This window comes from Falsiroseomonas oryziterrae (assembly GCF_021864505.1).
Lineage (GTDB): Bacteria > Pseudomonadota > Alphaproteobacteria > Acetobacterales > Acetobacteraceae > Falsiroseomonas > Falsiroseomonas oryziterrae.
Window position 1 is genome coordinate 1 of record NZ_JAKJIB010000082.1, and the last position, 13,404, is coordinate 13,404.

Annotated in this window: 17 protein-coding genes; 4 read left to right on the forward strand and 13 right to left on the reverse strand. The window is 71.2% G+C overall.

Annotated elements, in window-relative coordinates:
- Positions 1 to 379, forward strand: a 379-nt coding sequence (locus L2I40_RS09205) for a LysE family translocator (protein ID WP_237214606.1), incomplete at its 5' end; no start/stop codon positions are given.
- 43 nt (positions 380 to 422) lie between these two features.
- Positions 423 to 755, forward strand: a complete 333-nt coding sequence (locus L2I40_RS09210; protein ID WP_237214607.1) for a hypothetical protein — start codon at positions 423 to 425, stop codon at positions 753 to 755.
- Positions 756 to 775: 20 nt separating this feature from the next.
- On the opposite strand, the gene L2I40_RS09215 is transcribed toward L2I40_RS09210, so the two are convergent.
- The gene (locus L2I40_RS09215; protein ID WP_237214608.1) at positions 776 to 1,564 is read right to left on the reverse strand and encodes an N-acyl homoserine lactonase family protein; all 789 of its coding nucleotides are present in this window, start codon (positions 1,562 to 1,564) and stop codon (positions 776 to 778) included.
- Positions 1,565 to 1,567: 3 nt separating this feature from the next.
- Entirely contained in the window at positions 1,568 to 2,470 is a 903-nt protein-coding gene (locus L2I40_RS09220) for an NAD(P)-dependent oxidoreductase (protein WP_237214609.1), read from the reverse strand.
- Positions 2,471 to 2,565: 95 nt separating this feature from the next.
- Here L2I40_RS09220 and L2I40_RS09225 point away from each other — a divergent pair, with 95 nt between their 5' ends.
- Complete coding sequence (locus tag L2I40_RS09225) at positions 2,566 to 3,459, forward strand: alpha/beta fold hydrolase (RefSeq protein ID WP_237214610.1); 894 nt, start codon at positions 2,566 to 2,568, stop codon at positions 3,457 to 3,459.
- Here L2I40_RS09225 and L2I40_RS09230 read toward each other — a convergent pair.
- The 11 genes from L2I40_RS09230 to L2I40_RS09280 all read right to left on the reverse strand — a co-directional run bounded on the left by L2I40_RS09230 (position 3,440) and on the right by L2I40_RS09280 (position 12,675).
- Positions 3,440 to 3,958, reverse strand: a complete 519-nt coding sequence (locus L2I40_RS09230) for a DinB family protein (protein ID WP_237214611.1) — start codon at positions 3,956 to 3,958, stop codon at positions 3,440 to 3,442. The two genes, L2I40_RS09225 and L2I40_RS09230, sit on opposite strands and share 20 nt — an antisense overlap.
- Positions 3,955 to 4,953 (reverse strand): GNAT family N-acetyltransferase, encoded by a 999-nt coding sequence (locus L2I40_RS09235; RefSeq protein WP_237214612.1) that lies wholly within the window; start codon positions 4,951 to 4,953, stop codon positions 3,955 to 3,957. Before L2I40_RS09235 ends, L2I40_RS09230 begins: the two co-directional genes overlap by 4 nt.
- Positions 4,950 to 5,360 (reverse strand): endonuclease domain-containing protein, encoded by a 411-nt coding sequence (locus L2I40_RS09240; protein ID WP_237214613.1) that lies wholly within the window; start codon positions 5,358 to 5,360, stop codon positions 4,950 to 4,952. Before L2I40_RS09240 ends, L2I40_RS09235 begins: the two co-directional genes overlap by 4 nt.
- A gap of 68 nt (positions 5,361 to 5,428) precedes the next feature.
- Positions 5,429 to 6,631, reverse strand: a complete 1,203-nt coding sequence (locus tag L2I40_RS09245; protein WP_237214614.1) for a pyridoxal phosphate-dependent aminotransferase — start codon at positions 6,629 to 6,631, stop codon at positions 5,429 to 5,431.
- Between the two features lie 90 nt (positions 6,632 to 6,721).
- Entirely contained in the window at positions 6,722 to 7,084 is a 363-nt protein-coding gene (locus L2I40_RS09250; RefSeq protein WP_237214615.1) for a GNAT family N-acetyltransferase, read from the reverse strand.
- 65 nt (positions 7,085 to 7,149) lie between these two features.
- The gene (locus L2I40_RS09255; RefSeq protein ID WP_237214616.1) at positions 7,150 to 8,352 is read right to left on the reverse strand and encodes a pyridoxal phosphate-dependent aminotransferase; all 1,203 of its coding nucleotides are present in this window, start codon (positions 8,350 to 8,352) and stop codon (positions 7,150 to 7,152) included.
- A gap of 79 nt (positions 8,353 to 8,431) precedes the next feature.
- Positions 8,432 to 8,794: a hypothetical protein gene (locus L2I40_RS09260; protein WP_237214617.1), complete on the reverse strand. Its 363-nt coding sequence runs from the start codon at positions 8,792 to 8,794 to the stop codon at positions 8,432 to 8,434.
- Between the two features lie 32 nt (positions 8,795 to 8,826).
- Positions 8,827 to 9,627 (reverse strand): ABC transporter permease subunit, encoded by an 801-nt coding sequence (locus L2I40_RS09265; protein ID WP_237214618.1) that lies wholly within the window; start codon positions 9,625 to 9,627, stop codon positions 8,827 to 8,829.
- A 5-nt stretch (positions 9,628 to 9,632) separates the two neighbouring features.
- Complete coding sequence (locus tag L2I40_RS09270) at positions 9,633 to 10,472, reverse strand: ABC transporter permease subunit (RefSeq protein WP_237214619.1); 840 nt, start codon at positions 10,470 to 10,472, stop codon at positions 9,633 to 9,635.
- A complete protein-coding gene (locus L2I40_RS09275; protein WP_372491036.1) occupies positions 10,469 to 11,605 on the reverse strand; it encodes an ABC transporter ATP-binding protein in 1,137 nt (378 codons plus the stop codon). The genes L2I40_RS09270 and L2I40_RS09275 overlap by 4 nt, the downstream gene beginning before the upstream one ends.
- Complete coding sequence (locus L2I40_RS09280; RefSeq protein WP_237214621.1) at positions 11,578 to 12,675, reverse strand: polyamine ABC transporter substrate-binding protein; 1,098 nt, start codon at positions 12,673 to 12,675, stop codon at positions 11,578 to 11,580. Before L2I40_RS09280 ends, L2I40_RS09275 begins: the two co-directional genes overlap by 28 nt.
- A gap of 258 nt (positions 12,676 to 12,933) precedes the next feature.
- Between L2I40_RS09280 and L2I40_RS09285 the strand changes: the two genes are divergently transcribed.
- Positions 12,934 to 13,404 (forward strand): hypothetical protein (locus L2I40_RS09285; RefSeq protein WP_237214622.1); only part of this gene is annotated, 471 nt, incomplete at its 3' end.

Sequence of the window (13,404 nt, forward strand, 5' to 3'; positions counted from 1 at the left end):
GCTCTACCTGCTGTGGCTGGCGCAGGGCGCGCTGCGGGCAGCCTGGCGCGGCGGGGCGCGGCTGCAGCCGGCGGCACCCGCGCGCGCGGCCTTCCGCGACGGGCTGGTGACCAACCTGACGAATCCCAAGGTCGCGCTCTTCTTCCTGGCCTTCCTCCCGCAATTCGTGGATCCGGGCCGGGCGCCGGCCTGGCTGCAGATGGCGATCCTCGGGCCGCTCGTGCCGCTGATGGCCTTGCCGGTCTATGCGCTGATCATCCACGGCGCGGACCGCGCGGCCGACCGGCTGTCCGCCGGCGCGCGCTGGCTGGACGGGCTCGCGGGCATGCTGTTCCTCGCGCTCGGGCTGCGACTGCTGCTCGGCGGGCGTCCCGCCTGACCCGCTTGCCGAGAGGCCCGGTCCGCGACTAAGCGGGCGAGCCATGTCCGCCGCCCTGATCGCCGCGCTGCTGCTCTCCGTCGCGGCCTACATCCACACCCAGTCGCCCGACCCGCGCATGCGGCCCGAGAACCCGGTCGCCGACCTGGTGTGGCGCGGGCTCGCCTTCGCCTCGCTCATCACCTGGGGTGCGCTGATCGTGCGCGGCTTCGTGCAGGGGCACTGGGCGGATGCGACCGCGGCGCTGCTCGGTTCCTTCGCGCTCAACTGGTACTTCGCACATTATCGCGGCCCAAAGCCGACCTGGCCGGGGCTGTCGATGTTCTTCGCCGTCGTCGGCCTCGGGCTGGCGGGGTATTCCTTCGCCTACGAATAGCCCGTTGCCGACCGGGCGGCTCAGGCGATCGGCGGCAGGTCCAGCCGGATCGCCTCGCCCGCCTCGTCCAGCTTCGGGTAGCGCACCCGCACCAGCGGGTCGTGGCCCGGGATCACCAGGGTCTCGTCGCCGCCGGCAAGCTGCTTCGCGCGCCGCCAGCCCTGCACCATCGCGCCAAGGTCGAAGAGGATCGGGAACGGGTTCTCCCGCGCGGCATTGGCGTAGAAATGCAGCGCATCCACCGCCAGCACGAGCGGCCCGCGGGCGGTGGCCACGCGCACCATCTGCATCCCGTCCGTGTGGCCGCCGACGCGGTGGACGGTGACGCCCGGCGCGACCTCGCCCTCGCCGTCGTGGAAGACGACGCGCGCGGCATAGACGGCGCGGACCAGCTTCACGACGTCCTCGACCTCGAAGGTCGCGCGGATGCAGGCGGCGCAGATGTGCCGCCCCGTGGCGAAGGCGACCTCGCGGTCCTGGATGTGGAAGCGAGCGTTGGGGAACAGGCCGAGATTGCCCGCGTGGTCGTAGTGCAGGTGGCTGACGATCACGTCGCGGATCGCTTCCGGCGCCGTGCCGACGCTGCGCAGCGCCGCATCCACCGTGCGCAGCAGCGGGCGGTTGCGCCGTGCCGCCGTCTCCGGATCGAAGCCGGTATCCACCAGGATCTCGCGGCCGTCGGGACCGCGCAGCAGCCAGACGAAATAGTCGATCGGCATGGCGTCATGCGCGTCCGCAACGGGCATCAGGAAATTCGCCTGCGCCGTCCGCTCATGCGCGCCGTAGCGCAGCGCCAGCACCTGCCACATGGCCTAGCCCCTCCGCGCCACTTGCGGCGAGGCCAGTTCCTCGCCGGACAGCAGTTCGACGAAGCGCGCCGCGGCCGTGTGGTCCTGCCCGGGGCCCAGCGCGCCGGCGGCGGCGGCCCAGAGCTCCCGGACCTGGGCCGAGAGCGGGGCCGGCGTCGCAGTCTCCCGCCCCACGCCGAGCGCGATGCCGAGATCCTTCACCATCAGGTCCAGCCCGAAGCCGGAATCGAAGCCGCGCGACAGCACGAACTGCTTCAGCTTCTTCTGCGTGCTGTTGTTCATGCCGGTGGAGGCGTTGAGCACATCCACCATCGTCGCCGGATCCAGGCCGAAGCGGCGGCCGATCATCAGCGCCTCGACGCTCGCGAGGAAACCCGCGGCACTGACCAGGTTGTTCAGCGCCTTCATTGCCTGCCCCGCGCCGATGCCGCCGCAATGGGTCACGGTCGTGCCCATGGCGCGCAGCAGCGGCATGACACGGTCCAGCTCGGCCGCCTCGCCGCCGGCCATGATGGCGAGCTCCCCGGTCTCCGCCCGCGCCACGCCGCCCGAGACCGGCGCATCCACCATCGCGATGCCCTCGGCCGCCAGTTGCCCGGCGATCGCGCGCGTCGCAGACGGTTCGCCGGACGACATCTCCACGACCACTGCGCCGCGCTGCAGCGCAGGCCGCATCGCCGCGATCACGGCCGCGACCTCGCGGCTGGTCGGCAGCATGGTGACGACCGCCTCCGCACCCTCCGCCGCCTCGGCCGGTGTCGCAGCGGCGCGGCCGCCATGCCGCGCGGCGAAGTCGGCAGCGCGGCCCGGCGCGGCATCCTGCACCGCAACGGCGTGGCCCGCCTCGAGCAGGCGTCGCGCCATGGGCCAGCCCATCCGCCCGATGCCGATCACGGCAACCCGCATGATCCTGCGTCCTCCCGACCATGTGCCGCCGTCAGGCTGCGCCCGTGTCTCGGCAGGGGTCAACGGGCGGGGTATCCAGCCAACGGAGGATCGGCATGTTCGACGACTTCATCGAGGAAACACGCGACGGCGCGGAGGGCGTGCGGCTGCGGCTGCGACGTGGCGGCGAGGGGCCGCCCGTCCTGCTGCTGCACGGCAACCCGCAGACCCATGCCATGTGGCACAAGGTCGCGCCCGTGCTGGCGCGGCGCTTCGCGGTGGTCTGCCCGGACCTGCGCGGCTACGGGCTGTCCTCGAAGCCGCCCGTCTCGGCCGACCACGCGGCCTATGCGAAGCGCGCCATGGCCGCCGACATGCTCGCGCTGATGCGCGGCCTCGGCCATGAGCGCTTCCAGGTCGTCTCGCATGACCGCGGCGCCCGCGTCGCGCATCGGCTCGCGCTGGATGCGCCGCAGGCCGTCGCGCGGCTCTGCACGATGGACATCGTGCCGACGCTGCATCACTTCGAGACGGCCGGGATAGACTTCGCGATGGGCTACTACCACTGGTTCTTCCTGGCCCAGCCGCATCCGGCGCCGGAGCGCATGATCCTGCGCGACGTCGAGGACTGGTTCGACCTGCACACCTCGCGCGAGCCGAAGGACAGGGGGTTCTTCCATCCGGAGGCACGCGCCGACTACCTCGCCGCGCTGCGCACCCAGGGCACGGTGGAGGCGATCTGCGAGGACTACCGCGCCGCGGCAACGATCGACTTGGTGCACGACCGCGCGAGCCGCGACGCCGGGCTGCGTGTTGCCTGCCCGCTGCTCGCGCTCTGGGGGGCGAAGGGCAAGATCGGCAAATGGTACGAACCGCTGTCGGTCTGGCGCCGCTATGCCGAGGGGCCGGTCACCGGCGGGCCAGTGAAGTCCGGCCACTACCTGGCCGAGGAAGCGCCGGAGGAGGTGCTGGCGGCCCTCGACGGCTTTCTCAGTCAAACGGGAGAATGAACGGCAGGTCGGTGTCGCCGGTCTGCTCCCCGAAGCCGGTCAGCAGCGCATGCACCTGGCCGCGGTGATGCGTCTGGTGGTTGAAGAAGTGGACGACCAGCACCGCGCGCGGCCGCGTGACGTCGCGCCCGAGCGCAGCGCTGAACCAGCCGAGATCACCCTGGAGCCAGGCGGGGTCGAGCCGCGCGGCCCAATCCTCGATCGCGGCATCCGCCGCGAGGCGCGCGGCCTTCAGCGCGTCCCAGTCGGGATAGAGGCCGGGGCTGGTGCGGATCCCGCCCTCCGGCTTCTCCCAGCCGTCGAAGCGGTGCATCCAGGTGCGGTCGCCCCAGAGCAGGTGGCTCAGCGTGCCCTGCACGGAGCCGAAGAAGGCGCCGCGCGGCTCGGTCCGCTGCGCCGGCGTCAGGCGGTCCGCGGCGGCATAGAGGCGCCGGTTCATCTCCGAATTGTACGCAGCCATCAGCCGCACATAGTCCGGCGTGATCAGGCTCGTGGTCATCCGAGTGCCTTCCAGAAGAACACCACATCGGCCGGCTGGCGGTCCGGCCCCAGCTCGAAGCCAGGGATGGTGCCGAGTTCCGTCCAGCCGAGCGACGCATAGAGCGACGCCGCCGGCGTGCCCGCGCGGGTGTCGAGCACCAGGACGCGCCGGCCGATGCCGCGCGCCGTCTGCTCCACGCGGCGCATCAGCGCGCGCCCGACGCCGCGGCCGCGCGCCTGCGGGGCAACCATCAGCTTCGCCACCTCGGCCCGCATCGGCGCGTTCTCCGGCATGTCGAGCAGCAGCTGCACCGTGCCGACCATCTCGCCGTCGAGCCAGGCGGCCAGCAGCACGCATTTGCCGAGCGCCACCTGCGACGAGACCTGCTTCCAGTAGCCCTGCGCGGCAGCGGGCGAGAGCGGCGCCAGGTAGGTCAGGCTCGCGCCATCCGCGACGCAGGCGACGAGGAGGTCCGTCAGGCGCCGCTCGGCGCTCGCCGCCGCGGCGGCGTCCAGCGCTTCCACGGCCAGGCCGGTCAGCGGCTTGGCGTAGCGGAACTCCAGGCTGTTCGAGATGTCGTCGAGGATGCGGATGGAGCCCTGCCGCACGAAGCCGCGCTTCTCGTAGAAGCGATGCGCTGCCTCGAAGCGTGTGTCGGTCCAGAGCACAAGGCGCTCCGCCCCCGCGTCGCGGGCATGCGCCTCCGCGGCCGCCATCAGCGCGTGGGCGAGGCCGGTGCCGCGTTCAGCCTTGTCCACATAGACCTTGCAGATCTCATGGGCGGCGTCGTGGCCGAGCGGACGCGCCGCGGCCATGCCCACCACGCGCCCGCCGCGCTCCGCCGCCCAGAGCGCGCCGCCAGCCTCGCGGAAATAGGTGGCGAGCGCACGCAGCTCGGGCAGCTCGCCGTCGACGTCGAGGATGCAGCCCGGATACTCCGACCAGCAATCGCCGATCAGGCGAATGAAGCCGTCGGCGTCCTCGTCGGTGCCGGGGCGGAGGAGTGCGGTCAAGCGTCCCCCTCCCCCCTCGCGGGGGAGGGCTGGGGAGGGGGGGCCAAAGGGGCCTCAACCAGTTCGACGACCCGCGCCACCACGCCGTCCAGGTTGCGCGTCACGTCGGCATTGGTGACGCGCAGCACCACGACGCCACGTGCCGCAAGCCACGCATCCCGCGCGGCGTCCGCGCTCGCGTCGTCATGCGTCATGCCATCCACCTCGATCACCAGAGGCGCAGCCGGCACGTAGAAGTCAGCGATGAAGGATCCGAGCGGAACCTGGCGCCGAACCTTCACGCCGAGCGCATCGCGGCGCGAGGCGGACCAGAGCCGGCGCTCCGGCGCCGTCATCTCGCGGCGCATCTCGCGCGCGTGCTGCAGGAGCACGCCGTCGGCAGGTGATAGCGGGGTCTTTGGCGTCATGATTCGGTCAGCGCGAGCCCCCTCCCCCTGCCCCCTCCCGCGAGGGGAGGGGGAAGCGCACGGCCTTCTCACCCCAGCCCGCGGCAGAACTCCTGGATGCGCGCGCATGCCTCGCGCAGGCTCTCCGTATCGGTGGCGTAGGAGATGCGGATGTAGGGGCTCATGCCATAGGCCGCGCCCTGCACCACGGCGACATGCTTCTCCTCGAGCAGCGCGAGGGCGAAGTCGGTGTCGGTGGCGATCTTCCGCCCGCCCGCGCTGGTCCGCCCGAGGCAGCCGGCGACGTTCGGGAAGACGTAGAAGGCGCCCTCGGGCTTGTGGCAGGCGATGCCGGGGGCGGCGTTCAGCATCTCCACCACCATGTCGCGCCGCGCCTTGTAGATCGCGGCGCGTTCCTTCACGAGGTCCTGCGGCCCGTCGAGCGCAGCGGCCGCGGCGGCCTGGCCGACCGTGCTGATGCCGCTGGTCAGCTGGCTCTGCATGTTCACCATCGCCTTGATCAGCGCCTTCGGCCCGCCGCAGAAGCCGACGCGCCAGCCGGTCATCGCATAGGTCTTGGAGGCGCCGTTGACCGTCAGCACGCGGTCCTTCAGGCGCGGCTCGACCTCCGCGATCGTGCAGAACTCGAAGTCGTCATAGACGAGGTGCTCGTACATGTCGTCGGTCAGCACCCAGATATGCGGGTGCTTCAGCAGCACCTCCGCGAGCGCCTTCATCTCGGCGCGGGAGCAGGCCGCGCCGGTCGGGTTGTTCGGGAAGTTCAGGAACAGCCACTTGGTCTTCGGCGTGATCGCCGCGTCCAGATCCTCCGGGCGCAGCTTGAAACCGTTGTTCTGCGGGCAGTTGACGAAGACGGGCTTCGCGGTGGCGAGCTTCGCCATGTCGGCGTAGCTGATCCAGAAGGGCGCCGGGATCAGCACCTCGTCGCCCGGGTCGCAGGTGGCGAGCAGTGCGTTCATGATCACCTGCTTGCCGCCATTGGCGATCATGATCTCGTCCAGCGCGTAGTCGAGGTTGTTGTCGCGCCTGAACTTCCGCTGCACCGCTTCCTTCAGCGCCTTCGTGCCGTCCTGCGGCGGGTACTTGGTGTCGCCCGCCAGCGCCGCCTTGTAGGCGGCCTCGATCGCGTGGCGCGGCGTATCGAAATCGGGCTCGCCAATGGCAAGGCTGATCACCTTGCCGCCCTTCGCCGCGATCTCGCGCGCCTTGGTGGTCATGATGGCCGAGGCGGCGAGCTCGATATCCTTCAGCCGGTTGGCGAGCGCGGGCATGGCGGGCGGTACACTCCTGGGCCGTATGGAGCCCGCACCATAGGCAGCGCGCCCCGGCCCGCCAAGGCGAGCGGCCGCGCGCCGGCACGCTCAGGCCGCAGGGCGTTCCAGGATCCAGTCGAAGGGCTGCTCGCCGGTCAGGACGAAGCCCTGGCGTTCCCAGAAGCGGCGCGCGGGGCTGTCCTTCAGCACCTCGATCCACCAGCCCCGGCCCGGATGCTGCGCGCGCAGCGCGGCGAAGACCTCGGCGCCGAGCCCCCTGCCCTGCAGCGCGGGTTCGAGGAAGAAGCTGTGCAGCTCCATCGCCGCGCCGCGCTCGTAGAGGCCGAGGCAGCCGAAACCCGCGCCGTCGCGCTCGATGACGCGCAGGCTGCCTGCGTCGAGGTGCTGGCGCATGCGGGCGCGCCGGCGCGCCGGGTCGAACCGCCCGATCCGCTCCAGATGCGCGCGCATGGTGCGGATCGAGAGGTCGAGGACGTAGTCGAAGTCGGGCTCCGCCGCGGGGCGGAACTGGAAGCTCAGCGTAGCCCCGCGCAGAACTTCTGGATGCGGGTGCAGGCCTCGCGCAGCGACGCGTCGTCGGTCGCATAGCTGATGCGGAAATGGCCGGGGAACATGAAGGCGGCGCCGTGCACGGCGGCCACGCCCTGCTCTTCGAGCAGGCCGAGGCAGAAATCCTCGTCCGTCTCGATCTTCCGCCCGCCAGCGCTGGTCTTGCCGAGGCAGCCGCGCAGGTCCGGGAAGACGTAGAAGGCGCCCTCCGGCGTCGGGCAGCGCAGGCCGGGCGCCTCGTTCAGCATGCCGACGACCAGGTCGCGCCGGCGCTCATAGACCTTGCGCATCTCCTCGACGCTGTCCTGCTGGCCGGTCAGCGCCTCGATCGCCGCGGCCTGGGAGATGCTGCTGGTGTTGGAGGTGGACTGGCTCTGCAGCTTGTCCATCGCCTTGATCAGCTTCACCGGCGCGCCGGCGAAGCCGATGCGCCAGCCGGTCATGGCATAGGCCTTGGAGCAGCCGTTCATCGTGACGGTGCGCTCCTTCAGCCGCGGCTCGACCTCGACCAGCGTCGCGAACTTCAGCCCGCCATAGGTCAGCTTCTCGTAGATGTCGTCGGAGAAGATCCAGACATCGGGGTGCCGCATCAGCACCTCGGCGAGGCCCTTCAGCTCGGCCGCCGAATAGCCCGCGCCGGTCGGGTTGCAGGGGTTGTTCAGGATGAACCACTTGGTCTTCGGCGTGATCGCCGCTTCCAGCTGCTCCGGCGTGATCCGGAAACCCTGGTTCGGGCCGCAGGGCACGATCACTGGCTTGCCTTCGGCGAGTGCCACGATGTCCGGGTAGCTGACCCAGCAGGGGGCGGGGATGATCGCCTCGTCGCCCGGGTTGATGGTGGCGACCAGCGCGTCGAAGATCACCTGCTTGCCGCCGGTGGCGACCAGGATCTCCTCCGGCTTGTAGTCGACGTTGTTGTCGCGCTTGAACTTCTCGCAGACCGCCTTGCGCAGCGCCATGGTGCCGGCGACGTCGGTGTACTTCGTCTCGCCGCGCTCGATCGCCGCGATCGCGGCGTCCTTCACGTTGCGCGGGGTGTCGAAGTCGGGCTCGCCGGCGGCCAGGCTGATGATGTCGCGCCCCTCCGCCTTCAGCGCGCGCGCCTTCGCCGTCATGGCGATGGTGAGCGAGGGCGAGATCCGGTCGAGGCGGTCGGCGATGAGGTTCATGGTCGGGCGGTCCGTGCGACAGGCCGCCAGCCGCGGCCGGACCTTGTCCTAGACCCGTCCCCCGCGACCGTCCACCGCCCTACTGCAGCCGGAGCGGGCGGTAGCCCTCGAAGCTGAAGCCCTGGGCCCGCATGCATTCCCGCCGCCAGGCGTCGCGGGGGGAGGTGTTCATGTCCACCCAGGCGTAGCGGGGCGGGATGTAGCGCGAATAGACCCGGCAGACCTCCCGCCCGCCATCGCGCCAGCAGCGCCGATCGCGCTCGATGCGGGAGGACTCGACCATCTGCCAGACCAGTTGCTGCGGCACGGCGAGGCGCGACTGGTCGGTGCAGGCGGCGTTCATCGCATCCGCCTCGGCCTCGGTCGTGCCGGGCCGCGTCCAGCGCTCGGCGCAGCCGGCCAGCGCGAGCAGCAGCAGGACGAGGACAGGCAGCTTGCCCATGGGACGAACCATCGCGGACCGGCGCGGCAGCATCATGGCAGGGATGCGCCACGGTCGCGCCGCCGCAGCACCACGAAGGCCAGCACCAACGCCCCGCCGACGGCCCCGATCAGCACCGTCGCCAGCGCGTAGAGTTCAGGCGTCAGGCCCAGCCGGACGGCGGAAAACACCACCATCGGGAGGGTGGAGGCGCCCGGGCCGGAGACGAAGCTCGCCACCACCAAATCATCGAGGGAGAGGGTGAAGGCGAGCAGCCAGCCCGCCGCGACGGCGGGGGCGATCAGCGGCAGGGTGATGGTGGCGAAGACGCGCCAGGGCCGGGCGCCGAGGTCCATCGCCGCCTCTTCCAGGCTGAGGTCCATGTCGGACAGCCGCGACTGCACCACCACCGCGACATAGGCCGCGCCGAAGGTGGCATGCGCGATCGCGACGGTGCCGGCGCCGCGCCCGGCCGGGAAGCCGAAGGCCGCCTCCAGCGCGACGAAGAGCAGCAGGAGCGAGAGGCCGGTGATCACCTCCGGCATCACCAGCGGCGCCGCCATCATGCCGGCGAACCCGCCACGCCCGCGGAAGCGCCCGAAGCGCGCCAGCGCGAAGCCGGCCAGCACACCGAGGATGGTCGCCATGGTCGCCGCGACGGCGGCGATCCGCAGCGAGAGGAACAGCGCCTCCATCAGCGGCGCGTTGCTCCAGAGGGAGGCGTACCAGCGCGTCGAGAAGCCCGTCAGGCTCGTCACCATCCGGCTGTCGTTGAAGGAGACGACGACCATCAGCAGGATGGGCAGGTAGAGGAAGGCGAAGCCGAGCCCGAGCGGGACCAGCAGCCGGCCCATCCGCCTCACGGCTTCGCCGCCCGATTCTGGAACAGCGCGATCGGCAGCACGACGGCGAGCAGCAGCACGACCGCCAGGGCCGCGGCGAGCGGCCAGTCGCGGTTCTGGAAGAACTCGGTCCAGAGCACGCGCCCGATCAGCTGCGCGCCAGGCCCCCCGAGCAGCTCCGGGATCACGAACTCGCCGACGGCCGGGATGAAGACCAGCAGGAAGCCCGCGACCACGCCGGGCAGCGAGAGCGGCAGCGTCACGGTGAGGAAGGCCCGCCAGGGCCGCGCGCCCAGGTCCTCGGCCGCTTCCAGCAGCGCGGGGTCCTGCTTCACCAGCGTGGCGTAGAGCGGCAGCACCATGAAGGGCAGGTAGCAATAGGTGATGCCGACATACATGGCGAGGTCGGTGTAGAGCAGCTTCAGCGGCTCGGAGAGCAACCCGAGTCCGATCAGCGCGCCGTTGATCCAGCCATCGTCCTGCAGCAGCCCGATCCAGGCGGTGATGCGCAGCAGGAAGGAGGCCCAGAAGGGCAGGATGACGGCGAGCAGCAGCGGCTCGCGCCAGCGCTCCGGCGCGCGTGCGATGGCGAGCGCCATCGGGTAGCCGATCAGCAGGCACAGCGTGGCGGAGACAGCCGCGACGCGCAGGCTGCGCAGCACTGCCTCGGCGTAGAACGGGTCTTCCAGCAGCAGCGCGAAATTCGCCGGGTTCAGCGCGAGCGCGAAGGGTGGGATGCCCTCCACGCTTTCGGCGAAAGCGATGGCGAGAACGATGGCGAAGGGCGCGGCGAAGAACAGCAGCATCCACGCCACCGGCAGCGCGAGCACCAGCGCGCGGCGGGTGGCCGCCGTCATTCGGGCAGCACCATCACCGCGTCGGCGTCCCAGGTCACGGCAACCCGGTCGTCCCAGTCCACCGGCCGCGCCGTGATGCGCCGCAGGTTGGGCTGGCTGACGCGGATCGTCCGGCCGCCAGGCAGCTCGACATGGAACATGAAGAAGTCGCCGTAATAGGCGATGTCGCGCACCCGGCCGACCAGGCGGTTTTCGTCCGTCGTGGCGTCGGGTGCCGCCCGCTCGATGTGCAGCCGCTCCGGCCGCAGTGCCACGAAAACCGGCATCCCCGCGGGTCCCGGAGCGGGGGCGGCGGAGACGAATGCCATGCCGAGCTCCGCGGACCTGATGCGCGCAGCCTCGGGCCCGCCCGCCTCCACCACACCGTCGAAGATGTTCGCCGTGCCGAGGAAGTCTGCGACGAAGCGGCTGTTCGGGAACTCGTAGACCTCTCCCGGCGTGCCGACCTGCACCAGGCGGCCGTGATCCATCACGGCCAGGCGCGTCGCGAGCGTCATCGCCTCCTCCTGGTCGTGGGTGACGATGACGAAGGTGGTGCCGGTGCGCTCCTGGATCGCCTGCAGCTCGAACTGCGTCGCCTCGCGCAGGTTCTTGTCGAGCGCCGAGAGTGGCTCGTCGAGCAGCAGCAGCTTGGGTCGCTTGGCCAGCGCGCGGGCCAGCGCGACGCGGGCACGCTGGCCGCCCGACAGCGCCGCGGGCCGGCGTTCCCCGAACCCCTCCATGCGCACCAGTGCCAGCATCTCCGCCACCCGGTCGCGGATCGCGGCGCGCGGCGCGCCTTCCATGCGCAGCCCGTAGCCGATGTTCTGCGCGACGCTCATGTGCGGGAACAGCGCATAGGACTGGAACATCATGTTGACCGGCCGCGCGTGGGGCGGCACGCCGGTCATGTCCTGCCCGTCCAGCACGACGCGGCCGGAATCAGGCTCGGTCAGCCCCGCCAGGATGCGCAGCAGCGTGGACTTGCCGGAGCCCGAGCCGCCGAGGAGGGCGAAGAATTCCCCCCTGTCGATGTCGAGCGAGACATCGTCCACGGCGGTGAAGGCGCCGAAGCGCCTGGTGACACCCTCGATGCGCAGGAAGGGCAGGTTATCGGCGGTTCGGCTCACCGCCCCGCCTTGAACCGCGCCCACATGCGCGACCGCGCGCGCTCGGCGGCCTGCGGCACCGGGCCGATGGTGAAGAAGCTCGCCTTCAGCTCGTCCGGCGGAAAGACCGCCGGGTCGTTCGCCACCTCGGGGTCCACCAGCGCGCGGCTCGCCGGCACGCCGTTCGGGTAGCGGACGTGATTGGTGATGCTCGCCATCACGTCGGGCTGCAGGAGGAAGTTGATGAAGGCGTGCGCGGCCTCCGGGTTCGGCGCGTCGGCGGGGATCGCCAGCAGGTCAAACCACAGCTGCGCGCCCTCCCGCGGCGCGACGTAGCGCACCGTGACGCCGCGGTTCGCCTCGCGCGCGCGCAGCCCCGCCTGGATCATGTCGCCCGAATAGCCGAAGGCGAGGCAGGACTGGCCCGCGGCCATCGCCTCGATCGCGCCGCCGGTCGAGAAGTTGCGAATGAAGGGACGGATCGCCATCAGCGCGCGCTCCACGTCCCGGAGATCGGCCTCCGCAGTGCTGTTCGGGTCGCGCCCGAGATAGCGCAGCACGGTCGGGATCACGTCGATCGCGCTATCCATCATGGTGATCCCGCAGCGCGCGATCCGCCGCGCATGGGTCGGGTCCATCAGCAGCGCGAGGCTGTCCAGCGGCGCGTCCGGCGCCAGCGCACGGATGCGGTCGGGATTCACTCCCAGCCCGATCGTCCCCCACAGGTACAGCGCACCGAACCGGTTGTCGGGGTCGGAGCTCGCGATCTGCCGCTGCAGCACGGGATCGAGGTTGCGGAGATTCGGGATCAGGTTGCGGTCGAGCGGCCGGAAGCCGCCCGCGCGGGCGAGGCGCGAGAAGGTCGGCTCGTTCGTCGGCACGACGATGTCGAAGCCGCTGCGCCCGGCGGACAGGCGGCCTTCCAGCGTCTCGAGGCTGTCGAAGACGTCGTAGCGCACGCGGATCCCGGTCTCGCGCGTGAAGCGCTGGACCATGTAGGGGTCGATGTAGTCGTTCCAGTTGAAGACATTCAGCACGCGGTCCTGCGCGCTTGCCGGCGCGGCGAAGAGCGCACCGAGACAGGCACCCAGCAGCATCAGGCGTCGCAGCAGCATCACGGAATCCCCGGCCGAATCGCGCCGAAATTAGCACGGGGGTCGCGGTACGCTACGCACCCGCGGATAGGATTTTGTTCTTGACCTGCCGAGGCCGGCCGCGCTACAACGCTTCTGCCACGGGGCGTCGTGCGTCTGCACGCCGACCCTCCCGGGCCCCTCCAAACATTCCGTCGTAACCCGCAGGCCACAGTGCCTGCGCGTCGCACACCGCAGGCCGCAAGGCCCCGCGGCGCTTGCGCATGCCCGGAGCCCCGCATGCCCTTCGACAACGCCTCGCTCACCTCGCTCGTCGCCACGGGCGGCTTCACGCTCTGGCTCTATCGCACGGACGACAGCCGCGCGACGGCCCTCGCCGCCGGCTATTTCGCGCCCGCTGCCGCCAGGCTCGCGGCCGGCGACGTCATCTTCCTGCAGGCCTCGGACGCGCTGACCTTCACCACGGTGCGCACCGCGACGACGATCGCGTCGGGCCTGGTGGCGGACAGCTTCGCCGCGCCCTTCCGCGTCAACCGCTCCGCCGCGCAGCGCTTCTCGGTACGGCAGATGGCGAGCGCCGTGGCGATGACGCTGCTGCTCGCCCCGCTCGCCGGCGGGATCACCGCGGGCGGGCCGCTGCCGGCGCAGGCGACCGTGGGCGGCCCGGTGGCGCAGGTCGCCTTCTCGGTCCGTGACGCCGCCGGCGCGACGGTGGCGGGACCCGAGACCGTCGCCGTCGCCAACGGCAGC